This is a genomic window from Kibdelosporangium aridum, from assembly GCF_900176515.1.
In the GTDB taxonomy this organism is placed as follows: domain Bacteria; phylum Actinomycetota; class Actinomycetes; order Mycobacteriales; family Pseudonocardiaceae; genus Kibdelosporangium; species Kibdelosporangium aridum.
On sequence record NZ_FWXV01000009.1, the window covers coordinates 210,567 to 233,635 of the forward strand.

24 protein-coding genes are annotated in these 23,069 nt (G+C 66.1%); 16 read left to right on the top strand and 8 right to left on the bottom strand.

The genetic code is table 11. The features are described 5' to 3' along the window. Positions 1-23: 23 nt before the first annotated feature. Genes B9C43_RS39180 through dapF form a run of 3 tightly spaced genes read left to right on the top strand, consistent with a single transcriptional unit; the run spans position 24 to position 2,489 of the window. Positions 24-743 carry a class III extradiol dioxygenase subunit B-like domain-containing protein gene (locus tag B9C43_RS39180; RefSeq protein ID WP_084432310.1) on the top strand — a complete coding sequence of 240 codons (720 nt, stop codon included), beginning with the start codon at positions 24-26 and terminating at the stop codon, positions 741-743. Further along, positions 740-1,642: a tRNA (adenosine(37)-N6)-dimethylallyltransferase MiaA gene (gene miaA / locus B9C43_RS39185; RefSeq protein WP_033392773.1), complete on the top strand. Its 903-nt coding sequence runs from the start codon at positions 740-742 to the stop codon at positions 1,640-1,642. Before B9C43_RS39180 ends, miaA begins: the two co-directional genes overlap by 4 nt. Before the next feature lie 10 nt (positions 1,643-1,652). Next, complete coding sequence (dapF, locus tag B9C43_RS39190) at positions 1,653-2,489, top strand: diaminopimelate epimerase (protein WP_084432313.1); 837 nt, start codon at positions 1,653-1,655, stop codon at positions 2,487-2,489. Here the strand turns inward: dapF and B9C43_RS39195 are convergent. After that, positions 2,422-3,690 carry an MFS transporter gene (locus tag B9C43_RS39195; RefSeq protein ID WP_084432315.1) on the bottom strand — a complete coding sequence of 423 codons (1,269 nt, stop codon included), beginning with the start codon at positions 3,688-3,690 and terminating at the stop codon, positions 2,422-2,424. The genes dapF and B9C43_RS39195 overlap by 68 nt on opposite strands. A gap of 152 nt (positions 3,691-3,842) precedes the next feature. Here B9C43_RS39195 and hflX point away from each other — a divergent pair, with 152 nt between their 5' ends. Further along, positions 3,843-5,264 carry a GTPase HflX gene (gene hflX / locus B9C43_RS39200; RefSeq protein WP_033392771.1) on the top strand — a complete coding sequence of 474 codons (1,422 nt, stop codon included), beginning with the start codon at positions 3,843-3,845 and terminating at the stop codon, positions 5,262-5,264. Between the two features lie 53 nt (positions 5,265-5,317). After that, positions 5,318-6,325, top strand: coding sequence for a hypothetical protein (locus B9C43_RS39205; RefSeq protein WP_235039102.1), 1,008 nt, complete (start codon positions 5,318-5,320; stop codon positions 6,323-6,325). A 64-nt stretch (positions 6,326-6,389) separates the two neighbouring features. Here the strand turns inward: B9C43_RS39205 and lexA are convergent, their stop codons facing one another. Then, positions 6,390-7,058 (bottom strand): transcriptional repressor LexA, encoded by a 669-nt coding sequence (gene lexA / locus B9C43_RS39210; RefSeq protein ID WP_235039129.1) that lies wholly within the window; start codon positions 7,056-7,058, stop codon positions 6,390-6,392. Between the two features lie 246 nt (positions 7,059-7,304). Here lexA and B9C43_RS39215 point away from each other — a divergent pair, with 246 nt between their 5' ends. Then, positions 7,305-7,796, top strand: coding sequence for a LysM peptidoglycan-binding domain-containing protein (locus B9C43_RS39215; protein ID WP_084432321.1), 492 nt, complete (start codon positions 7,305-7,307; stop codon positions 7,794-7,796). Between the two features lie 25 nt (positions 7,797-7,821). Here the strand turns inward: B9C43_RS39215 and B9C43_RS39220 are convergent, their stop codons facing one another. Continuing rightward, positions 7,822-8,493: a ferritin-like domain-containing protein gene (locus B9C43_RS39220; RefSeq protein WP_084432324.1), complete on the bottom strand. Its 672-nt coding sequence runs from the start codon at positions 8,491-8,493 to the stop codon at positions 7,822-7,824. Between the two features lie 145 nt (positions 8,494-8,638). On the opposite strand from B9C43_RS39220, the gene B9C43_RS39225 reads away from it, so the two are divergent. The 4 genes from B9C43_RS39225 to B9C43_RS39245 all read left to right on the top strand — a co-directional run bounded on the left by B9C43_RS39225 (position 8,639) and on the right by B9C43_RS39245 (position 15,192). Continuing rightward, a complete protein-coding gene (locus tag B9C43_RS39225) occupies positions 8,639-10,054 on the top strand; it encodes a tachylectin-related carbohydrate-binding protein (RefSeq protein WP_143446907.1) in 1,416 nt (471 codons plus the stop codon). A gap of 14 nt (positions 10,055-10,068) precedes the next feature. Beyond that, the gene (locus B9C43_RS56005) at positions 10,069-11,376 is read left to right on the top strand and encodes a tachylectin-related carbohydrate-binding protein (RefSeq protein ID WP_200825899.1); all 1,308 of its coding nucleotides are present in this window, start codon (positions 10,069-10,071) and stop codon (positions 11,374-11,376) included. A 430-nt stretch (positions 11,377-11,806) separates the two neighbouring features. After that, positions 11,807-12,277: a transcriptional regulator NrdR gene (gene nrdR / locus B9C43_RS39240; RefSeq protein WP_033392766.1), complete on the top strand. Its 471-nt coding sequence runs from the start codon at positions 11,807-11,809 to the stop codon at positions 12,275-12,277. Between the two features lie 110 nt (positions 12,278-12,387). Beyond that, entirely contained in the window at positions 12,388-15,192 is a 2,805-nt protein-coding gene (locus B9C43_RS39245; protein WP_084432330.1) for a vitamin B12-dependent ribonucleotide reductase, read from the top strand. 47 nt (positions 15,193-15,239) lie between these two features. Here B9C43_RS39245 and B9C43_RS39250 read toward each other — a convergent pair whose 3' ends face one another. Continuing rightward, positions 15,240-15,761, bottom strand: a complete 522-nt coding sequence (locus B9C43_RS39250; RefSeq protein WP_084432333.1) for a hypothetical protein — start codon at positions 15,759-15,761, stop codon at positions 15,240-15,242. Between the two features lie 34 nt (positions 15,762-15,795). On the opposite strand from B9C43_RS39250, the gene B9C43_RS39255 reads away from it, so the two are divergent. Together B9C43_RS39255 and B9C43_RS39260 are read left to right on the top strand one after the other, a co-directional pair. After that, complete coding sequence (locus B9C43_RS39255; protein WP_084432776.1) at positions 15,796-16,674, top strand: RNA polymerase sigma-70 factor; 879 nt, start codon at positions 15,796-15,798, stop codon at positions 16,672-16,674. A 10-nt stretch (positions 16,675-16,684) separates the two neighbouring features. Further along, positions 16,685-17,704 (top strand): NAD(P)/FAD-dependent oxidoreductase, encoded by a 1,020-nt coding sequence (locus B9C43_RS39260; protein ID WP_200825900.1) that lies wholly within the window; start codon positions 16,685-16,687, stop codon positions 17,702-17,704. On the opposite strand, the gene B9C43_RS39265 is transcribed toward B9C43_RS39260, so the two are convergent. After that, positions 17,670-18,206: an O-acetyl-ADP-ribose deacetylase gene (locus B9C43_RS39265; RefSeq protein WP_200825901.1), complete on the bottom strand. Its 537-nt coding sequence runs from the start codon at positions 18,204-18,206 to the stop codon at positions 17,670-17,672. The two genes, B9C43_RS39260 and B9C43_RS39265, sit on opposite strands and share 35 nt — an antisense overlap. Before the next feature lie 90 nt (positions 18,207-18,296). Here B9C43_RS39265 and B9C43_RS39270 point away from each other — a divergent pair, with 90 nt between their 5' ends. Genes B9C43_RS39270 through B9C43_RS39275 form a run of 3 tightly spaced genes read left to right on the top strand, consistent with a single transcriptional unit; the run spans position 18,297 to position 19,886 of the window. Continuing rightward, entirely contained in the window at positions 18,297-18,749 is a 453-nt protein-coding gene (locus B9C43_RS39270; protein ID WP_235039103.1) for an ADP-ribosylglycohydrolase family protein, read from the top strand. Then, positions 18,746-18,991, top strand: a complete 246-nt coding sequence (locus tag B9C43_RS58940) for an ADP-ribosylglycohydrolase family protein (protein WP_235039104.1) — start codon at positions 18,746-18,748, stop codon at positions 18,989-18,991. The genes B9C43_RS39270 and B9C43_RS58940 overlap by 4 nt, the downstream gene beginning before the upstream one ends. Before the next feature lie 16 nt (positions 18,992-19,007). Then, complete coding sequence (locus B9C43_RS39275; protein ID WP_084432340.1) at positions 19,008-19,886, top strand: nuclear transport factor 2 family protein; 879 nt, start codon at positions 19,008-19,010, stop codon at positions 19,884-19,886. A 398-nt stretch (positions 19,887-20,284) separates the two neighbouring features. Here B9C43_RS39275 and B9C43_RS39280 read toward each other — a convergent pair whose 3' ends face one another. Both B9C43_RS39280 and B9C43_RS39285 read right to left on the bottom strand, forming a co-directional pair. After that, positions 20,285-21,016, bottom strand: a complete 732-nt coding sequence (locus B9C43_RS39280; RefSeq protein ID WP_084432343.1) for a DUF7873 family protein — start codon at positions 21,014-21,016, stop codon at positions 20,285-20,287. Positions 21,017-21,062: 46 nt separating this feature from the next. After that, positions 21,063-21,611, bottom strand: a complete 549-nt coding sequence (locus B9C43_RS39285; RefSeq protein ID WP_084432346.1) for an AAA family ATPase — start codon at positions 21,609-21,611, stop codon at positions 21,063-21,065. Between the two features lie 36 nt (positions 21,612-21,647). Here B9C43_RS39285 and B9C43_RS39290 point away from each other — a divergent pair, with 36 nt between their 5' ends. Next, positions 21,648-22,475, top strand: a complete 828-nt coding sequence (locus B9C43_RS39290) for an urea carboxylase-associated family protein (protein ID WP_084432349.1) — start codon at positions 21,648-21,650, stop codon at positions 22,473-22,475. Here the strand turns inward: B9C43_RS39290 and B9C43_RS39295 are convergent. Beyond that, complete coding sequence (locus B9C43_RS39295; protein WP_084432352.1) at positions 22,452-23,045, bottom strand: TetR/AcrR family transcriptional regulator; 594 nt, start codon at positions 23,043-23,045, stop codon at positions 22,452-22,454. The genes B9C43_RS39290 and B9C43_RS39295 overlap by 24 nt on opposite strands. Positions 23,046-23,069 lie beyond the last annotated feature (24 nt).

The window sequence follows — 23,069 nt, forward strand, 5'->3', positions numbered from 1 at the left end:
TCATCCTAGTAACGTTCCTCAGCGTGATCGTCCGCGCCGCTGTCGTGCCTTACCCGCCGCTTTTAGTGCCCGAACTGGTGGTCGCCGACGTGCCTGAGGTGTCCGAGGTGCGGCGCGCGTGTGTGGCGGCGGTCCGCTCGCTGGCGGCGAGTTCCCGCAGGTGGATCGCTGTTGCGCCGGGATTCGGCGAGGTGGCGGGCGATGCGGCCGGCAGTTTCCGAGGCTTCGGCGTGGATGTCCGAGTCCGGTTGAACGAGAACACGGAGGGTGACTTCGACCCGGAACTGCCGTTGCCGATTTTGATCGCAGCGTGGTTGCGGGAGCAAGCAGGTGCACAGGTCGTGAGCGTCCAGTTGGTCTCACCGAGTGCGACTGGTGCCGAATGCCGCGCGTTGGGCGCCCGGCTGGCCGAGGGCGAGAACAGTCCAGTTGGCCTGCTTGTGCTCGGAGACGGCTCTCCTAGGCACGGTGAGCGGGCGCCGCTGCGTCCGGACCCACGAGCCCCGGATTTCGACAACGAAGTCCACACGGCGTTTGAAAACGCTGATACGGAGGCGCTGCTCGGCTTGGACGAAGGCCTGGCGGCCGATTTGGGCGTACCGGGGCGGGCCGCCTGGCAGGTTCTTGCCGGTACCGGTTCCGGATGGCAGTGCGTCACCAGTGAACTGATGGTGCCCTTCGGCGTCGGCTACCACGTTGCTGTCTGGGACCGCGGGCATCTCTGGGATCGTGTGGTGTCGTGACCAGACCCATCGCAGTCGTCGGCCCCACCGCGACCGGCAAGTCCGACCTGGGCATCGCACTGGCCGAGAAACTCGGCGGCGAGGTGGTCAACGCCGACGCGTCCCAGCTCTACCGGGGAATGGACATCGGCACGGCCAAGGTCACCCAGGCCGAACGCGAGGCGGTGCCGCACCACCTGCTCGATGTCCTCGACGTCACCGAGACCGCTTCGGTGGCCGCGTACCAACGGCACGCCCGCCAGGTCGTCGAGGAGATCCAGGCGGCGGGCAAGGTCCCGATCCTGGTCGGCGGTTCCGGCCTGTACGTCCAAGCCGTGCTGGACGATCTTGAATTCCCCGGCACGGACCCGCAGATCCGCGCCCGGCTCGAACAGGAACTGGACACCGTCGGCGCACCGTTGATGCACGAGCGGCTGGCCGCACTGGACCCGGTGGCGGCGGGCGCGATCCTGCCCAGCAACGGCCGCCGTGTGGTCCGCGCGCTGGAAGTGATCGAACTGACCGGGCGCCCGTTCTCGGCCACGATGCCCAAGCCCGGCCCCGCCCGGTACGGCACGATCCTGGTCGGGCTGGACCGTGAACCTGCCGAACTGGACGCCCGGATCGACGCCCGGGTGACCAGGATGTTCGCCGCCGGGTTCGTCGACGAGGTTCGCGAGCTGGAGAAACTCGGTCTGCGTGACGGGCTGACCGCGTCGCGTGCACTCGGCTACCAGCAGGTCCTCGCGGCCTTCGACGGCGAGTACGACCTGGAAGAGGCGGCTGTCCTGACCGCACAGGGGCATCGGCGGTTCGTGCGCAGGCAGCGGTCCTGGTTCCGCAGGGACAAGCGGATCACGTGGCTGGACGCCGGTGCCGAAGACCTCCTCGACGAGGTGCTGCGGATCGTCACCCCGTAACCTGAGTGGGGTGCGGGACATCGACTTCGTCAAGGGACACGGCACCGAGAACGACTTCGTGGTGCTGCCAGACCTCGACGGCACCTTGGATCTGACCGCGTCGCGTGTCCGGGCGCTCTGCGACCGCAACCGCGGGCTTGGCGCGGATGGCGTGCTGCGCGTGGTCAAAGGTGCTGCTGTGGAAGACGCGCCCTCCGATGTGGACCCTGACGGCTGGTTCATGGACTACCGCAACGCCGACGGCTCGATCGCCGAGATGTGCGGCAACGGCCTGCGGTTGTTCGCCGCGTACCTCGTCGACGCCGGGCTGGCCGAGCGAGGGGAATTCGTGGTCGGAACCCGTTCGGGCCCGCGTCCGGTCAAGACGCACGAAGACGGGTCGGTCACGCTCCACATGGGACCGGCGCGGGTGTTCGGCCGGTCGCACGCGACGGTGTCCGGTGAAGGTTTTCCCGGCGTGGCAATCGATGTCGGCAACCCGCATCTGGCGTGCCTGATCGACAGCGACCCCGCGGACCTGGACCTGACCGTGCCGCCCGGACACGATCCGGTGCTGTTCCCGCACGGTGTGAACGTGGAACTGTTCCGCCGCAAGGGTCCTGACGCGATCCAGATGCGTGTGCACGAGCGTGGCGTGGGGGAGACCCGGTCCTGCGGGACGGGCACTGTCGCCGCCGTGGCCGCGATGCTGCACCTGGCGAACCAGCCGACCGGCGCGTCCTATGTGGATGTTCTTGGCGGCAGGGTCCGCGTGGAGATCACCGAGGACGGCAGCACGCTCACTGGCCCTGCGGTGCTGGTTGCTCGTGGCCGGCTGGATCGACGGTGGTGGGACTCGGCGTCCTGACCGTCGTCCGGATGGGCGAGAAAATCAGCCACAGCCAGGACAGCGACAGACCCACGGCTGCGACCCAGAGCGTGCCGCGCACCGTGATCAGCTCGCCCAGCACGCCGCCGGCCAGCGACCCCAGGGGGAACGCGCCCCAGATCATGAACCGCATGCTGGCGTTCATCCGGCCGAGCAGCCGGTCCGGGCAGATCGACTGCCGGAAGCTGACCTGCGCGATGTTGTGCACCGTGACGCCGTACCCCACGCCGAGCATGCCGATCACGATCAACCAGACCATCCAGCCGGGCTGCGCCAACGGGATCAGCAACTCGAACGGCGCGATCGCCAGCAACGACACCCACATCGCCCGGGCGTTGCCGATCTTGCGGTACCACCAGTTCGACGTGACCGCGCCGAGCGCGCCGCTGAACCCGCCGACCGCGAGCACGAGCCCGACTTGAGCCGCGTTCAGGTGCAGATCCTTGGCCAGGAACAAGATCATGGCCGCGGTCTCCATCTGGAAGAAGAACCCCGCGGTGGTGCCGGTCAACGCGATCGCGCGCAGCATCTTGTTGTGGAAGAGGAACTTCAGGCCCTCCCACACCTCGTCCCGCAGTCTGCGGTCGGCTTTCCGCTCCGGCTGTGGCTCGACTTTCTTGATACGCAGGAGAAAAAGCCACGAGGCGACAAAACCCACGCCCACCGCGGCCGTCGCGTTCGCCGCGCCGATCAGCGTGGCCAGCCCACCGCCCGCGGCCGGGCCGGACACCAGCGCGACCTGCTGGCTGGCCTGCAGTTTGGCGTTGCCGTCAAGCAATTGGTCCCGGTTGACCAAAGTGGGCAGATACGACTGGTACGACACGTCGAAGAACACTGTGCACACGCCGACCAGCAGGCCGACAACGATCATGTGCGGCAACGTGAGCACATCGGCCCACCACGCCACCGGGATGCTGAGCATCAGCACCGCCCGCGCGATGTCCGCGCGCACCATCAGCGTCCGCCGCCGCATCCGGTCCACCCACACCCCCGCGGGCAGGCCGATCAGCAGGAACGCGGCCGTCTCCGCCGCGGTCAGCAGGCCCATCTCGAACGGTGTCGCGGCCAGTACCGTGACCGCTACCAGCGGCAACACCGTCTGACCGACGAAAGTGCCGAACTGGCTGATCGTGTCGCTGGCCCACAGCAGGCGGAAGTCGTGGTGGCGGAAGAGGGACACCCGACCACCTTGCCCGAATCACCCGGCCGATGGGAACGAAACGGGTGGTTCCCGGCGTTGTACCCAGTGCGATAACCAGTCGGCGGAATCGGCTGGTCGTGCGAGTATGGGCAGGCAACATAAAGACAACAGGTAAGGACAGGGCTTACTCAATGACGGAAGACTACGCGGAAGAACTGGTCTCGACGGGGGAGTTGGAGCTCGAGGACCGTTCCGCGCTACGTCGAGTGGCCGGGCTGTCCACCGAACTTTCCGACATCACCGAGGTCGAGTACCGGCAACTGCGACTCGAACGGGTGGTTTTGGTCGGCGTGTGGACCGAAGGCACCGCCGAGCAGGCCGACGCGTCGCTCACCGAGCTGGCGCGGCTGGCCGAGACGGCGGGCTCGGAGGTCCTCGAAGGTCTCATCCAGCGGCGTGACCGGCCGGATCCGGCCACGTACGTCGGTTCGGGAAAGGTCGACGAGATCTTCCAGACCGTGCTGGCGACCGGCGCGGACACGGTGATCTGTGACGGTGAACTCTCGCCGGGTCAGCTTCGCCAGCTTGAGGCACGCCTCAAGGTCAAGGTGATCGACCGGACCGCGCTGATCCTGGACATCTTCGCGCAGCACGCGCGGTCCAAGGAGGGCAAGGCCCAGGTCGAGCTGGCTCAGCTGCAGTACCTGCTGCCGCGGCTGCGCGGCTGGGGTGAGTCGCTGTCCCGGCAGGCCGGTGGCCGGGCCGGTGGCGGCAACGGCGGTGTGGGTCTTCGTGGCCCCGGTGAGACCAAGCTGGAAACCGACCGGCGGCGGATCCGCGCCAAGATCTCCAAGCTCCGGCGCGAGATCGCGGCGATGTCCGGCGTGCGGGCTACCAAGCGCGGCCGCCGGGTGGCCAACGAGGTGCCGAGCGTCGCCATCGCGGGCTACACCAACGCGGGCAAGTCCAGTCTGCTCAACGCCATCACCGGCGCGGGCGTGCTGGTCGAGGACGCGTTGTTCGCCACATTGGACGCGACCACGCGACGTACCCAGACACCGGACGGGCGGACGTACACGCTGACCGACACGGTCGGGTTCGTGCGGCACCTGCCGCACCAGCTGATCGAGGCGTTCCGCTCCACCCTTGACGAGGTGGCCGACGCGGACCTGCTGGTCCACGTGGTGGACGGCTCGGAGGCGAACCCGGAGTGGCAGGTCAACGCGGTGCACGAGGTGCTCAACGAGATCGCTGAGCGCAACGACACGCCGATGCCGCCCGAGGTCCTCGTGGTGAACAAGATCGACGCGGCGGACGAGCTGCAGCTGGCCCGCCTTCGCCACCTGCTGCCTGGTGCGTTGTTCGTCTCGGCGCACAAGGGACTCGGGCTCGACGAGCTGCGGGAGCACTTGGCCACGGCGCTGCCACGGCCGAACGTCGAGGTCGACGTGCTCGTGCCGTACGCCCGTGGCGAGCTCGTGGCCAGGGTCCACCGGGAGGGTGAAGTGCTCGCCGAGCGTCACACGCCGGAGGGCACCCAGCTGCACGCCCGGGTGAACGGCGACCTGGCCGGGGCGTTGGGCCAGTTCGCGAGCAACGTGGCACCGGCCTGAGACGTCTAGTTGTCGTGATCGGGGTTAAGCGGGTCTTGGCGTGGGGAGGCGCCTTGGCCCTGGCTTTGGCGCTCGCACCGGTGACAGCGGCACACGCCGATCCGGTGGAGCGCTGCAAGCTCAACGTCAAGAACATCGGCGAGCTGTCCGGCCTGGCGTCGGACGGCTCGAAGATGTACGCGACCAACGACGGCGGCACCAAGGTCAGCGTCAGTGTGCTGAGCAAGGACTGCAAGGTCGAGCGCACGATCACCAACAAGCTCGACCCGTTCGACGTCGAGGACATGGCGCTGGCCAAGGACGGCACGATCTGGCTGTCCGACACCGGCGACAACAGCAAGAAGCGCGAGACCGTCGCGTTGATCGCGCTGAAGCCGAACGGGAACGCGACGCTGTACCGACTGACCTATCCGGACGGTCAGCACGACGCGGAAGCGTTGCTGCTGGACCAGAAGGGCGTTCCGCACATAGTCACCAAGGAGCCGTTCGGAGCGGCCGAGGTCTACCGGCCCGAAGGCGACCTGGCGAGTCCCGGGCCGACGAAACTGACCAAAGTGGGCTCGGTGGACATCAAGACCACCGAGACTCCCGGTGGCCCGACCCGTATTCCGCACGCGATCGCGACTGTGCTGGTGACCGGTGGCGCGGTGAGCGCGGACGGAAAGGTCGTGGCGCTTCGGACCTACACCGACGCGTACCTGTTCAGCGCGCCTGACGGGGATATCGCGGCGGCGTTGAAGCGCGAACCCGTGCGTGTTCCGCTGCCCAACGAACCACAAGGCGAGACGATCGCGTTCGAACCGGACGGGACATTGCTGACCGGATCGGAAGGCGTCGGTCAGCCGATCCGTACGATCGCGGGCGCGTCCGGAATGGTGTCGCCAAATCCGCAAGGTGGCAGCAGCCCTGGGAATTCCGATGGTGCGGCAGGGGACGCGAATGCCGCACCGGCCACATCGGACTCAGGCTTTCCGTCGTGGCTGGCGATCATCATCGGTGTGATCGTGGTGCTCGGCGGCCTGGCGTTCCTGGCCCGTAAAGGCACCGGCAGCAGCCGCTAGTCCAAGGCGCCGGCCCGTTCAGTCCGCCCCCGACGGGACTGAACGGGAGATATTCGCCTTGGCTTCACAGACGTCGCAGGACTGCGACCACCTTGCCGAGGATCGTGGCCTCGTCGCCCGGGATCGGGTCGTACGCGTCGTTCTGCGGCAGCAGCCAGACATGGCCGTCACGCAGCTTGTACGTCTTGACCGTGGCCTCGCCGTCGATCATCGCGGCGACGATCTCGCCGTTGTCCGCGACCGACTGCTGGCGCACGACCACCCAGTCGTCGTCCGCGATCGCCGCGTCGATCATCGAGTCACCCGCGACCTTGAGCAGGAACAGCGAGCCCTCGCCGACGATCTCCTTCGGCAACGGGAAGACGTCCTCGATGGCCTGTTCGGCCAGGATCGGCCCACCGGCGGCGATCCGGCCGAGCACCGGCACGTACGCGGGCGTCGGCGCCGGGGTGTCCTCGCTGACCAGTTGGGCCGCGTCGGCGTCCGGCGGCAGCACGCCGATCGCGCGCGGCCGGTTGTGGTCCCGGCGCAGGTAGCCCTTCCGCTCCAAGGCTTTGAGCTGGTAGGCGACCGATGAGGTGGACGTCAGTCCGACCGCCTCGCCGATCTCCCTGACGCTTGGCGGGTAGCCGACCCGTTCGACCCAGGCCCTGATCACCTCGAGCACCGCGCGCTGGCGCGGCGGCAGGGTGCCCGAGTCCAAGTCGTCAGCCTGCTCAGGGAAGGGGCGGATGTTGTCGCCCTGCTCTGGTGTCTTGCTGCGCTGCGGCACCGCTTCCGCCTCCAAAAATCCTCGCCCACCTGTGGGCGAGCTCGATCATCTTCACCGACCGTAGTCCGCTTCGACCTGGAGATCAAACACCTGTTCGAGGGACACGCCGAGCAGATCTCGATTTTTGTCGGTGGTTGGTGGTACACATTCGCACGGACGTTCGATCGAACCGGTGTTCGATCTCAAGTCGCGCGAGAAGGGTACGACATGGCGGCTCCGGTACGCACGAGGATCGACCTGTCGAAGCTGGATGAACGGCCGGTGCTCCGGCTGGTGCCGCCGCTGCCCGAGGTCGAGGAACCCCAGCAGCCTGCCAAGAAGCCGCCGCGCAAACGGCAGCGCCGAGTCGAGACCAAGGCGCCGCGCGTGGCAGGCCGCCCCTCGCAGACTCGTGTCGCGGCGTGCAGTCCAGTCATCCGGCGTCGGAGGCGAGTCGCGGCGTCCATCCTGATCGGACTCGGCATGTTCCTTGCCGTGCTCGGCGTCGGCGCCCTGGCGAACGCGTTCACGGCCAACACGGTTCCCGACCGGACCGCCGTCGTGTGGGTCCAGCCCGGTGAGACCCTGTGGGATGTCGCCGAGCGATCGGCCCCGGGCTACAACCCGGAGGCCGTGGTCGCTCGGATCCACGAACTCAACGACATCACCGGTAACACCGTCCTGGCAGGGCAGGCGCTGGAGGTTCCGTCCGCCCCTTGATCCCGGACCGCTGTGGTGGAACGCCTCAACAGAAGTCCAGGGGACGCGCGATGTCGAGCACATCGCGCAGGAAAGCACGGCGCGTCACGCCCAAGCAGCGCAACGCCTTACCATGATCCGCCGCCACGACAACGGTGGTACCGAAGAGCAAGAGCCGCCACGCGGCCATGACGATCCGGCTGCTCCGGCCGAACGCGTCCCGCAGACGCTGGCTGTGAAACGGCACATGCCGCTCCTCGTCCCGGAGGATCCGGCCGGCCACATCCGTGATCAGCGGGTCGGACGTGCCGTCACGCAGAGCCCGGTAGTACCGCAGCGCGATCACCTCAGCGACTAGCAACACCATCAGTTCGAGCCGCAGCCCTAAAGCCCGGCGGAGCTTCACGAACACCGTGTCGCTCCAATGCCCGGTAAGGGTCGATGCTCCGGCCGCGTTCAGCAGCAGCGCAAGCATTCGCGCGTGGTTCTGCTCCTCGGCAACGAACAACCTCACGGCGATCGAGTACTCGGTGTCGCCGGCTTGCTCAGCTTTGGCGATCAGGTTCGCGCCGTCACCGGCCTCACCGACCTGGAACCGCTGCACACTGCGGACGACATCCAGGTGCATCCGCGCGCCGTCCGCCCAATGCGGGTCACCGGCCTCGTTCCTGCGCTCGGCCTCAGCCTCGAAGTCACGGACCCATTCACCGAAACCCATTGTGCCTCCTGTCCCGTTGTTGGAAGAGACGGATGGTGCGAAGCTCGGGTTGGGCGGCGGATGTGCGGATGTGGTGAAGGTTTCGTGCAGGCTCACCCATGATCCGGACCGGAAGAAAACCGGGAGCGCATCGGGAGAACACTGCGTGACCGGGCTGATCTACTCCTCGCCGTACCCCGAACCCCGGGAAGCGGCGAGCGAACGACCGCGCCCCGGGGCATCCACGACTGAGGAGTTCCCTGTGCGCGCGCACTTCCTTTCGCATGCCCGAAGATTGTGGGCGACTCTGCTGGCTTTCGTGTTCGCCGTGTCCGGAATCGTCGTTGCGACAAGCGTTCCGGCCTACGCTGACGCGTCATGTTCCGGCAGTGTCTCGGTTTACGGCGTCCTGCCCGACGGGCGCCTGACGTACACGATGATCGATCCGAACAACGGCAACATCCAGCGCGTCCTCGTGTCGTCGCAAGCCCTTGGGTTCACAGCGAAGGCGATGGCGACACTGAACTTCAACACCATCCTGGTCACCTCGACGGGTGGTGTGTTGCACCGCGTCGATATCATCACCAACGGGAACGCGCTGACGTTCGGAAAGCCTGTCGTGATCAACGGCGGCTGGACCCACAACTTGCTCACCTACGACGGTCACGGCCACCTCTACGGCACGACATCCAGCGGAACCTTGTTGCAGTACTTGGTTTCGCAGCCCAAGCCGAGTGAGCCGCACATTGGCCAGCGCCGCGAGATCGGCAACGGTGGTTTCACTCTCAAGACGCTTGCCGCCGCGGGCGACGACCGGCTCATCGCGACCGCGGGCGGGCAGCTGATCAGCTATGCCATCGACGCCAACGGTGGTTACAAGCGCTCCCAATTGGACGATGCCGGCTGGTCGAGTTTCGAGAACTTCGTCTCGCCGGGCGGTGGCCTGTACTACGGCAAGAACCCCGACGGCGCGATGTACTGGTACGAGGACAGAAACCCCGCCGACGGTTCCGGCGCGGACATCACCTACCACCTGAGCGACCCGGTCGCCTCGCGTGGCTGGACGCAGTACCTGCTTTCGGCCGACCCGACGACGTGCAAGGCCGTCACGCCGACGAACACGCTGCGCTCGAGGATCGGCACTGTGGCCACCAACGAGATCGGCCAGGCCGAGCACTCCTGCGACAAGTACCACGAGAAGTGCGATCGCGGTGACCTCCACTGGTGCGCGATGTTCGCGACCTGGGTGTGGCAGACCGCCGGTGTGCAAGGCGTGCCCCGTAGCACCTTCATGGCTCGTGGCCTCGGCGAATGGGGCGTGGACCGCGGCCTGTTCAAGTACCGCTCCGGCGCGGGCAAGGGCAGCCCGAAGATCGGTGACTGGGTCATCTACGGCCCGCCGGACGGCGGCGGGGGCGGGCACGTCGACGTCGTCACCGCCGTGCGTCCCGACGGCACGCTGACCGTGGTCGGCGGCAACGTCAACGACAAGGTCACCCGCAAGACGATCGACCCGGACACCTATCGCTCCGGCGCGGGCAACTACCTCATCTCCGGCTATGTCTCGCCGCCAGGCGCCTGATCGGGGAACTGACCATGAATCTCAAGAAGACACTGTTGGCCGCGGCCACGATCTTCGCCCTCGGTGCGACGACGGCCAACGCGATGCCTGTCGGGGACATGTCCCCGCAGATCATGTACCCACACGATCCCTGCGTGGCGGGTGGTCCGACGGCGGCTGACAACGCCGCGGCCGCCAGGCTCAACAACGTCCTGACGGGCAAACTCAAGAACGCGATGACCGGATATCGGGTGTCCTGCGCGAGGATCGTGCTCGACACGGTTCGCGACAACGGTCTTGGCCAACGCGCCGAGGTCATCGCGATCACCACGACCATCGTCGAGTCGCTGCTGGAGAACATCAACGAGGAGCTCGACCACGACAGCCTCGGCCTGTTCCAGCAGCGGGCGCACTACGGCACGAGGGCACAGCGGCTCAACCCGGTGTGGTCCACCAACGCGTTCCTTGACGAGATGCAGCGCGTACACCCCGACGACAGTTGGCGTACCAAGCCGATCGGCGAGGTGTGCCAGGACACGCAGCGCTCGGCTCACCCTGACCGCTACCAGCACGAGGTCGCCGACGCGCAGCGGATCGTCGCCGAGCTCACCAGTGCACCGATCCCGAAGACAGTCTCGATCTACGGCACGCTGGCCGACGGCCGCATGACGTACTCCACGATCAACTCGGCCAACGGCAACCGGACCAAGACGCTGGTCTCCACCGACAAGCTCGGGTTCACGCCCAAGGCGATGGCCACGTTGAACTTCAACACCGTCCTGGTCACCTCGACGTCCGGTGTGCTGCACCGGGTGGACATCGTGACCAACAACAACTCGTTGCACTTCAACCCGCCGGTGGTGATCAACGGTGGGTGGACCCACGACATGCTCACCTACGACGGTTATGGCCACTTGTACGGCATCGCGGGCAGCACGTTGATGTCCTATGTGGTCTCACGACCCAAGCCCAGTTCTGTCCATATCGGACAGCGGGCCGTGATCGACAGCGGCTTCACGATGCGGACGCTGACCGCGACGGGCGACGACTGGCTGCTGGGTGTCAGCACGACCGGCGTGCTGCGGTCGTACCGGATCAACGCGAACAACACGTGGACCGGTGCGACGCTCGGCGAGAAGTGGGCCGGGATCGACCAGATCGTGTCACCGGGCGGCAGCCTGTACTACGGGCAGACCCGGGAAGGCGGGATGTACTGGTACCTCGATCAGAACCCGTATGACCTGAACGGTTCGGATCTGGTCGGCCACTCCAGCGATCCGGTCGACCCAGGCGGCTGGACCCAGACCATGCTGTCCGCTCAGCCGTTCAGCCCGGCCACGTGAACCGGTCAACTTACCCCGCCCAGCCCTGACGGCTGAGCCCTCCAGGTGCCCCGCGCTCGCCGAGCGCGGGGCACCTAGCATGTGCGGGCCGTGGGCAGTAGCCCTCTTGGCGTTCGCTCGAACGGCTGATTGCGGTCTGTGGTTCGGTCTGGATCGACACCGCGTGTGGCGTTCGCCACTGCGCGTTCACGACTGGGCGAGACGGCCGAATTTGATCGGGGTGTCGAGTTGCATGTCGTAGGCCTCGGGCATACTGTCACCCCAACATCTAGTAGTTACACCGCTGTAAGTAGTCCACAGGTTGGGGCTGGGGCCGGGCAGGTTGTCCACGTTCCATCCACAAGTCGATCACCAACCAGGCTGTTGCGGTGACGCACGGGTGTTGCCGGATGACTGTCAGTGTTGTTCTCGAGAGTGAGAGGTGCCAGCGATGAGGTGTCCGTTCTGCCGGCACTCCGACTCTCGGGTCGTCGACTCCCGTGAGGTCGACGAGGGTCAAGTGATCCGGCGCAGGCGGTCATGCTCGAGCTGCGGCCGCCGGTTCACCACAGTCGAGGAGGCCGTGCTCGCGGTGGTCAAACGGTCCGGCGTGACCGAACCGTTCAGCCGGGACAAGGTCGTGCGCGGCGTGCAGCGGGCATGCCAGGGGCGGCCGGTCGACGAGGACGCGCTGCAGCAGCTGGCCCACAAGGTCGAGGAGACGATCCGCTCGAGCGGTGCCGCCGAGATCCCGAGCCACGAGGTGGGGCTTGCCATCCTCGGCCCGCTGCGCGAGCTCGACGAGGTCGCGTACCTGAGATTTGCCAGCGTGTACCGGTCGTTCACGTCGGTTGAGGACTTCGAGAAGGAGATCGCGGATCTGAAGCAGGCGATCGCCGAGCGGGCGGAGGCGGACAAGTGAGCCGCAGGACGCGCGCACGCAACACAAAGAATTCGGTGCAACCGGATCGGACGGGGACCCCGGCCGTGGCCGCGCCAGTTATCGCTAGTGATGAGGGAGAGGGACTGGTCATGACGGAGACGGTGGGTGTGCCCGCTGGGGGAGATCAGCAGGTCAAAGGCCTGCGGATGCAGCGGGTCTACACGACCGAGGGAGTGCACCCGTACGACGCGGTGACGTGGGAACACCGCGACGTGGTGATGACCAACTGGCGTGACGGATCGGTGAACTTCGAGCAGCGCGGCGTCGAGTTCCCCGACTTCTGGTCGGTCAACGCGGTCAACATCGTCACCAGCAAGTACTTCCGCGGCGCGGTCGGCTCGTCGGTCCGCGAGAGCAGCCTGCGCCAGCTGATCGACCGCGTGGTGAAGAAGTACGTGGCCGCCGGTGTGGAGCACAAGTACTTCGCCACGGCCAAGGACGCCGAGATCTTCGAGCACGAGCTCACCTACATGCTGTTGCACCAGGTGTTCAGCTTCAACTCGCCGGTCTGGTTCAACGTCGGCACCGCGTCGCCGCAGCAGGTCAGCGCCTGCTTCATCCTCGCGGTCGACGACACCATGGAGTCGATCCTCAACTGGTACAAGGAAGAGGGCCTGATCTTCAAGGGCGGCTCTGGCGCGGGTCTGAACCTCTCCCGGATCCGTTCGTCCAAGGAGCTGCTGTCCTCCGGCGGCACCGCGTCCGGCCCGGTCTCGTTCATGCGTGGCGCCGACGCGTCCGCCGGGACGATCAAGTCCGGTGGCGCGACCCGCCGTGCGGCCAAGATGGTCGTACTCGACGTGGACCACCCGGACGTCGAGGAGTTCATCGAGACCAAGGCCAAGGAAGAAGCCAAGATCCGCGTCCTGCGTGACGCCGGCTTCGACATGGACCTCGGTGGCAAGGACATCACCTCGGTCCAGTACCAGAACGCCAACAACTCGATCCGCGTGTCCGACGAGTTCATGCACGCGGTGGAGAACAACGGCAAGTTCGGCCTGCGCGCCCGCCAGACCGGCGAGGTGATCGACGAGGTCGACGCCAAGGACCTGTTCCGCAAGCTGGCCAAGGCCGCGTGGGAGTGCGCCGACCCGGGCATCCAGTACGACAGCACGATCAACGACTGGCACACCTGCCCGGAGTCGGGCCGGATCACCGCGTCGAACCCGTGCAGCGAGTACATGCACCTGGACAACTCCAGCTGCAACCTCGCGTCGCTGAACCTGATGAAGTTCCTGCGTGAGGACGGCACGTTCGACGCGCAGACCTTCGTCAAGGCGGTCGAGTTCGTGATCACCGCGATGGACATCTCGATCTGCTTCGCGGACTTCCCGACCGAGCCGATCGCGGACACCACCCGCAAGTTCCGCCAGCTGGGCATCGGTTACGCCAACCTCGGCGCGCTGCTGATGGCGACCGCGCACGCGTACGACTCCGAGGGTGGCCGCGCGCTCGCCGCGTCGATCACCTCGCTGATGAACGCCGTCGCGTACCGCCGCTCCGCCGAGCTCGCCGGTGTCGTCGGCCCGTACGACGGCTACGCCCGTAACGCCGAGCCGCACATCCGCGTGATCCGTAAGCACGCTGCGGCCAACGACCTCATCCGCACCCTAGCCTCGGACGACACCGCGATCCAGCGCATCGCGGGCGAGGAATGGCGTCGCGGCCTGGAGATCGGTGTCCGCGACGGGTGGCGCAACGCCCAGGCGTCGGTGCTCGCCCCGACCGGCACCATCGGCCTGATGATGGACTGCGACACCACCGGTATCGAGCCGGACCTGGCGCTGGTCAAGTTCAAGAAGCTGGTCGGCGGCGGCTCGATGCAGATCGTCAACCAGACCGTGCCGCGTGCGCTGAAGGCACTGGGCTACCAGGACGAGCAGATCGAAGCGATCGTCGAGTACGTCTCCGAGCACGGCCACGTCGTCGACGCGCCCGGCCTGCGCCGCGAGCACTACGAGGTGTTCGACTGCGCGATGGGCGAGCGCTCGATCGCACCGATGGGTCACGTCCGGATGATGGCCGCGGTGCAGCCGTTCATCTCGGGTGCGATCTCCAAGACGGTCAACATGCCGGAAGCGGCGACGATCGAGGACGTCGAGGAGATCTACTTCCAGGGCTGGAAGCTGGGCCTGAAGGCGCTGGCGATCTACCGCGACAACTGCAAGGTCGGCCAGCCGCTGTCGGCGGGCAAGTCGGCCCGCGCGGACAAGGGCGCGGAGAAGGAGACGGTCGTCGAATACCGGCCGGTCCGCAAGCGCCTGCCGAAGAAGCGCCCGTCGCAGACTGTGTCCTTCACGGTCGGTGGAGCCGAGGGCTACCTGCACGCGGGGTCGTACCCCGACGACGGCCTCGGCGAGATCTTCGTCAAACTGGGCAAGCAGGGTTCGACGCTGGCCGGTGTGATGGACGCGTTCTCGATGTCCATCTCGGTCGGTCTGCAGTACGGGATCCCGTTGGAGTTCTACGTCTCGAAGTTCCAGAACCTGCGCTTCGAGCCGGCGGGCATGACCGACGACCCGGACGTGCGGATCGCGACGAGCGTCCTGGACTACCTGTTCCGCAGGCTGGCCCTGGACTACCTGCCATTCGAAAAGCGGGCACAGCTGGGCATCTACACGGCGGACGAGCGGTCGGCCCAGGTCTCCAACGACTACGGTTCGTCCGATGTGGACATCGAGGGCATGCGGTCCACTGTGGAGTCTTCGACGGCTTCGGCTCCGGCCCCGAAGAAGGAGGTCGAGAAGGCGGCGCACAGCTCGACCGAGCTGCTTGAGCTCCAGCTCGGCACGGTTGCCGACGCCCCGCTGTGCATGACCTGCGGGACCAAGATGCGTCCTGCTGGTTCGTGCTACGTCTGCGAGGGCTGCGGCTCCACCTCCGGCTGCAGCTGACCGGTTGACTGAGTGGAAGAAGCCCCGACCGCTGGTCGGGGCTTCTTTCATGCGAACAGTGGTTCGTACGGGTTGTTCTCCGGGGTGAAGATCAGCACGAAGTCCTTGTTCGGGGCGGTTGCGACGTCGCGAAGGCGGGCCAGCACCTCTGCCTCGGTGGGCAGGGTGAGGCCGAGAGCCGCGGCGATCCGGTCGCGGTGGGCGGGCAAGTCGGGCTCGTCGTCCAGGTACTCGGCTGCCGCCTCGGCGCTTTCCTCCGCGGTGAAGCCAGGGCAATCGCGCCACCACGGCACGACCAGGACAAGGTGGAGGAGCTCTTGCAGGCCGATGTCGACCAGGCCCGCGCTGCCTTCGGAGTCCGCGTATAACACCGGGCGTTCTTCGCCGCCTTCGCCGCAGAAGAAGAACGTGCCTCCGGAGCCGTCACCCGCGAAGCCTTCCAGCTTCGCACCCGATGCCAGGTGGACCTCTTCGACGTGGTCGCTTCGGTCGAGTTCGAAATCGCACGGCCAGCGTAGGAATTCCGCGGCCTCGGGGTGTTCGGCTATGGCTGTGAGCAGTGATCGCATGCGCCACCTTAGCGGCGGGATTACCGTGGCCGGCATGACTGGGGTGGAGCTGTTCGAGGGGCAGCGGGCCCGGATGTTCGGTATCGCGTATCGGATGCTCGGGTCGGCCGCTGAAGCCGAAGACGTGGTGCAGGACGCGTTCCTCAGGTGGCACGGGGCGGATCACGCCAAGATCGAGACGCCATCGGCGTGGCTGACCAAGGTGGTCACGAACCTGTGCCTAACGCGGCTTTCGTCCGCGCGGGTGCGGCGGGAACAGTACGTGGGGCCGTGGTTGCCTGAGCCGGTGCCGACTGCCGGTGGGGCGTTGGGTCCATTGGAGACGGTCGAGCAGCGTGAGCTTGTTTCGCTTGGGATGCTGGTGGTTTTGGAGCGGTTGACGCCACCGGAGCGGGCTGTGTTCGTGTTGCGGGAGGCGTTTGGGCATCAGCATCGGGAGATCGCTGAGATTCTCGAGATCGACGAGGCGCATGCGCGGCAGCTCTACAGCCGGGCTCGCAGACATGTGACGGAGGCGCGTCGGCGTTTTCCCGCCGATCGGGCTCAGCATGAGGCGATTGTGCGGCGGTTCCTCGCCGCGACCATGCAGGGTGATGTCGCTGGGCTTGAGCGACTTCTCGCCGAGGATGTCGTGTCTTGGGCCGATGGCGGCGGGAAGATCACCGCCGCGCGGCGGCCGATCGTCGGCAAGGCCAAGGTCTTGCGTTATCTGCTGGGTTTCCAGCGGCGTCCTGAGCTCAAGGAGGTCAGCGCCGAAATCGTGGAGGTCAACGGCCAGCCTGCCTGGGTCCTGCGGTGGAAGTGGGTGACGGCAGTGTTCGTGCCAGAACTGGATGGCGAGCGGGTCACCGCGCTGAGGTTGATCATCAATCCGGACAAGGTGTGGGCTGTCACAAATCGGCGTCCTGCGTAGTCAGAAGGACATGACTCCTCGCGTTGTGATCCTGGGCGCCGGATACGCGGGCCTGAGCGCCGCTGGGGTGCTGCGCGGCGCCAACGTGCACCTGACCGTGGTCAACCGGGTCGACCACTTCGTCGAACGGGTCAGGCTGCACCAAGTTGCCGCAGGTCAGGACGTCAAGCACTGGCCTTTGCCCGGCGAAGGCCTGGTCGTGGGCACGGTCGACGGCATCGATCTGGAGAACAAGGTCGTGCACGTCGGGTCGCAGGAGATCCCGTACGACACGCTCGTGTACGCGTTGGGCAGCAGCGCCGACGTGGACTCCGTGCCGGGCGTTCGAGAGCACGCCTTCACGGTCGCCGATCTGGAGTCGGCCACGAAACTGCGGGCTCAGACCCCGTCGGAGGTCGTGGTGGTGGGCGCCGGGCTGACCGGTATCGAGACCGCGACCGAGCTCGCGGAGATGTACCCGAGACTGCGGGTGAACCTCGTCGCCGATGGTCCTGTCGGCGGCTGGTTGTCCGCCCGCGCCCAAAAGCACCTCGCGAAGGTCCTGGCGCGGATGGACATCGAGGTGCACAACGGGCGTGTCGTGAAGGTTTGCCCGGACATGGTCACGCTGGACACGGGACACAGACTGCTCGGCACGGTGGTGTGGACGGCCGGGTTCCGGGTGCCGGACCTCGCGCGGGAAGCCGGCCTGGCGGTGGACGACACCGGCCGGATCGTCGTCGACGACTGGTTACGCTCGGTGTCGCACCCAGATGTGTACGCCATCGGCGATGCCGCGACCGGCAGGCGGATGTCGTGCCAGACTGGCCTGCCGATGGGGAAGTACGTCGGCAAGGTGATCGCGGGGCGGACAACCAAGCCCGCCAGGATCCGTTACGTCTGGCAGAACATCAGCCTCGGCCGCCGGGACGGCGTCACTCAGTTCACCCGCGCCGACGACAGTCCACTATGGGCAGTCGCGACGGGCAGATCCTCCGCGTGGTTCAAGGAGTTCATCACTCGGAGCGCAGCGTGGTCAGCACGTCGTTGAACGCGGCGAAGGCAGCCTCGTCGAACAGCACGAACCGGACGGCCTCGATGCCTGGCGCATCCGTGGCCAGAACGGTCCGCAGAGCGATATCCGCGGCGGACTTCAACGGCCACCGGAAGATGCCGGTAGAGATCGCCGGGAAGGCCACCGTTTTGGCGCCGAGCGAGACGGCCACTTCCAGCGAGTTGCGGTGACAATCGGCCAGTAGCTCGGACCGATCTTCCTGGTCGGACCACACCGGGCCGACGGTGTGCACGACCCACTTGGCAGGCAAACGGCCCGCTGTGGTCGCTACGGCTTGGCCCGTGGGCAGGCCACGGCCGTATTTGCTCGCGCGCAGGGACCGGCATTCGGCCAGGATCTGCGGGCCGCCCTTGCGGTGGATCGCGCCGTCGACACCGCCTCCGCCGAGCAGGGACGAGTTCGCGGCGTTCACGACGACGTCGGTGTCCTGCTCGGTGATGTCACCCTTGGCCAGGTGGATATGCCGCGACAAAACCATGACCCGAGATTAGCGTGACCGCCGTGAACCTTGATCTGCGAATCGTCGCACCCGACCCGGGAAGCCTTGTCGAGGTTAGAATTTCCAGTGATGTCACTGGAATCGGCTTATCGATCGTTGGATGGTTTATCTGTCGGGGACGCCCTTGGCGCCCAGTTCTTCATGGTCGGTCGTTCGCTGCCCGCTTTGATCGCGGGAACCCCGCCCGCAGGCGCGTGGGAGTGGACCGACGACACCGAAATGGCCTGCAATCTGATCACCGAGCTGCGTGATCACGGTGCGGTGAACCAAGATCGGCTCGCGGCGGCGTTCGCCGACCGCTGCGAGCCCTATCGGGGTTACGGCGCAGGGGCGTTCACAATCCTGCACAAGATTCGGAAAGGTGTTCCGTGGCGGGATGCCGCCGGCGCCGCCTTCAACGGTGCCGGATCGTGTGGCAACGGCGGCGCGATGCGGGGCGCGCCGTTGGGGGCGTACTTCGCCGACGATCTGGACAAAGTGGTCGAGCAGGCGCGTATGAACTGGGCAACGGGTCTCGGGTGACCGCGCAGGACACCGTGCCGTTCACGTTGTGGGTCGCCGCTACGTACCTCGACGACTACCCGCAAGCGATCACCAGCTGCATCGAGGCCGGGGGAGACGTCGACACCACCGCCGCGATCGTCGGCGGGATCGTAGCGACCCGTGCGCAGATACCGAAGCTGTGGCTTGAGTCCCGGGAGCCACTACCGGAGTGGTCCACACAGGACTGTTACCTCCCGTGTAATGGACGTGGAGTGTCATGATCGACATTCTGCGGGCATGACAAGACGTTTGGTGTTCCTGGCGGTCGCGGTGATGGCTTCGGTGTTGGTACCGGCTGGATCCGCGGCCGGAGGCGCGTTGCCCGGAAACGTCCGGGAATTTATGCGCGCGTACGAGAAATGGGGTGCGGCGCCCACGGTCGAGGCGTACATGGACCTGTTCACCTCAGATGCGACGTTGATGGACAGCGGGCTTGCCGCGCCGATCGAGCGGCCGCGGATCCGGGCGCAGATAGAGGCTGTGCTGAAGGTGATCCCTGATTTCCGGTTCGATCCGTTCACCGTGACGGCGAGCCGTGATGGGAAGATTGCATTCATCGAGGCGCGCAACACGGGCACGGTTCGTGGCAAGACCGTCAGTTTCACCACGATGCACCGGCTTGTCCTTGACGGCTCGAAAGTCCGGCAGGGGCGCCGGTTCTGGGACCAGACTGAGCTGTTCCGGCCCGTCGCGCCGGAGTTGCCGAACTTGTTCGCTGGGCTCGAATCCGCCGATATCACCGAAAAACGCACTGGGCTGAGGGAATGGGCGTGGAACGCCGAGCAGCCGGCCGCTCTCGTCGCCGGGACGAGTTTGCGTGGGCCTGGTCTGACCACGCCGCTTTCCATAAGGGGCGCGATCGCTTACCTTGAGCGGCTCTTCGAGGCAGTCGACTTTGACCTTCGGGCGGGACATGAAGTCCAGCAGGACGGGACCTCGTATCTGGAGTGGGCTGGGACGGCTGAGATCGGCGGCGAGTATCCGCGGACCGTGTCGTTCGGGATCGTGGAACGGTTGAAGCGCAACGGGGAATGGACGCTGTCGTTCGACACGCTCGACATGGTCGCGTCACCGGCGAGGATCGCCGAGCTGCGCGGCTTGATCTTCGGGCTGTGATTTCGGGAGAGCCGGGGGAATTGCCCTCCCCCGGCCCTCTGTGCGCCGCCACTTGGTGCCGCCAGCACGTTTGAAAGGAGCGGATCACGTCTGAAAGCCCCGCGTCCTACGATTGGACCACTGGCCCATGATGGCGGGCCAGGCTGGAGTTGAACCAGCAACTCAGGTGCACTCGTCCGTTCCTGGTCGATCTGGCGATCGACGGCAGAATACTGAAACTGGAGCGATAGTTTGAAATTCTTGGCGAGCACCCGTTGCCTCTGCCTGTTGGGCTACCCGCCCATGTGGTGGGCGGAGGAGGATTCGAACCTCCACTGGTGAGCACTCTGGTCAAACTGATTTTTCAGTCTCAGCTTGCGCTCCTGGCGCGGCACCGACTCTAGCTGATCACCCGCGGCTCAGGCGAACAGATATCCGAAGACCTTCTCGCCGGTCTTCTGCTGCGTGATCTCCGCACCGTTGGCCTCTTCGCGGGCGAACTTCACCGCCTGCTGCAATTTTTCCACTCGCTCGACCAGTTCGTTGATGCGTTTCGCCGGCATCGCACCGGAGAACTTCACGGTCTTCCAGTAGCCGACGGTCACGTCCTCGTAGTACACCTCGACCTGCGCCGGGTGCTTCTCGGTCGCCTCCGCCTTCACGTGGTTGCGCGGGATCTTCTTGGTGCGCACCGTCTGCACCGGCTCGGTTGCCCAGCAGTCGGCCGACGCGTCGTACTCCCAGGACTCGGCTGCGTCCAACCTCGGCAGCTTGCGCACGAACGTCAGCAGGTCGACCAGCTGCTTCTCCAGGAACAGCAGGTAGCTGACCGGGACGTCGGCGAGCAGCGTCTCGCCGTCGATCTTCACGTCCGCCTTCGCCGTGCGGTTCGCCCAGTCCTTGGTCGCGGTCACGTCGAAGAGCCGGGTGAGGATCTCGCCGGTCTTGCGCAGCGTCTCCTCGGCCTTCACCTGGACCTTGGTGGATTCCGCCGGCAGCTGCTCGCCTTCCTCGTCCTTCGGGCGGTAGGTACGGGAAATACCGGAAAGCAGGCCGGACTTCTGCAGTGCGTGGTGCGCGTCGGTCAGTTCCTGGAAGGAGCGGGTCTTGATGCCCTTTTCGACTGCGACGATCTGGTTGAGCTTCGTCAATGAAAAACCTTGTCATACTTGAGAATTTGAAGTTACGTCAAGGCTATCAACGCGAGGCAACCAGTTTTGGCGATTCGGGATCGTTGTTGTCGATGACGATGTCCGCGTGGCTGAGCGGGTCGGCCAGTGCCCGATAGTGCGCTTGCCCGGGCAGATACCGCAATGTGTAGCGTTCTCGCACGGCATCGCCGAAAAGGCCTCCGTCACGGATCAGCGCGCGGCGCAAGGTCTCCTCCGGGCGCACATCCAGGTAGATGCTCAAATCCCAGTACGACCGCAGTTCCGGCCGGAGCAGGAACACTCCGTCGACGATCAGCACAGTGCCCGGACTGCGTGGCTCGAGCAGGTGTGCACGAAAGGCGTCATAGTCGAACGTGTCCTCGTAGTAGCCCTTGGGCGACAACGATCCCTGCCGCCTCCGGATCTCCGGCGGGTTGTGGAAATCGTCCACACTCACCCTGACTACGTTCCGGTCGAGGCGTGCGGCGAGTTCGGAAGCCATGGTTGTCTTGCCGGCCGCGTCGGGTCCGTCGATGGCGACACGGGTGATCCCTGGCGCGGTGATCCGTTGGATGATCCGGTCGAGTACAGGCATCCTGCGTGAGGGTAGTCCCTCGACGATGGAGCGCAGATGGGTTTTCCGCCGGCCGCGTACCAGCCCAAGCCGGGCAGTGTCATCGACGTCGACCGTGCCTTCTACGACCGGCTCGCGACGGGAGCGCGCGAACTGGTCGACGAGTTCGTGGTCCCGATCCGCTCGGGCCGCGCGTGGGAGGTGCCCGCGGGCATGCTGTGCCGGTTGATCACCACACCTGCCGGGCCGCAAGTCGGCGATCTCAACGTCTGGAACAGGCACAACCCGCGTGAACGGCTGTGGGCGGCGCGAACGCGCCAGCTGCAACGCGCTCATGTGACCACGTACGACCGGCTTTGGTCGACATTGCCCTATTTGCGGCCGTTGCTGACGATCACCAAGGACACGCTCGAGTCCTATGGTGTGGACGAAGAAGGCGGCCGGGTGCACGACTTGCTCGGGTCACGCTGTGATCCGTACGTCAACCGGATCCTGACCGACGAGGACTTCGACTTCCACTGTCATTCCAACCTCGTGCGCGCGGTCCTGCCGTACGGGCTGACCGAGTTCGACGTGCACGACGTGCTGAATGTCTTCCAGTGCACCGGGTTGAACGACGAGGACAAGTACTTCATGAAGGCGTCCCCGGCCAAACCCGGCGACTTCTTCGAGTTCTTCGCCGAGCAGGACCTGTTGTGCGCGTTGTCCACGTGCCCGGCCGGTGATCTGTCGATTCCCTTGTGGGGACCGGATGCGCGTGATCCGCTGGAGGTCTGCCGTCCGATCGCCGTCGAGGTGTACCGGCCCGATCCCGGGCTCACCAAGGACTGGCAGCCGCCGGTCAGCTCGGGATATCAAGGGCTACACGGTATCCGGCTGCCCTAGCGTCCTGCGGACCGCGCGCTTGGCGTGCCTGATTGCCGCATGGTCGCCGTGCAGTTGCAACGCCTGGTTCAGGCCCGGTCCGAAAGCGACGATCTCGAACACGGCTTGGTCCACGTCGATGTCCAGCCGCGCGCGGAGCAGTTCCGCGCGCAAGAAGGACCGCCAGCTGCGCCACGATTTCAGGACGGCGTCGTGTACTTCTCCTTCGCGGCCGTCGAATTCCGCCGCCGCGGCCGTGAGCAGGCAGCCGCCGGGCAGTCCGGTGTCGGCGAGGTAGTCGAACCAGTTGTCGCATAAGGCAAGCAGCCGCTGCACGCCTTCCGGCAGGCGCATCGCGGGCTGGATCACCCGTTCCTGGAAGTCGGCGATCACCCGGTGCACAGCGGCCAGCTGAAGCGTCTGCTTGGTGCTGAAGTGGTTGAGCACCCCGGATTTGCTCATCGCCAGCTCGGTGGCGAGCCTGCCGATGGTCACACCCTCGAGGCCGTCGAGCGACGCGATGTCCAACGCGGTGGTCAGGATCGAGTCCTTGGTGTGGCGGGCTTCGGCGGCCGAGCGGCGAGGCGACATGCCGACGACTCTACTTTAGCGATC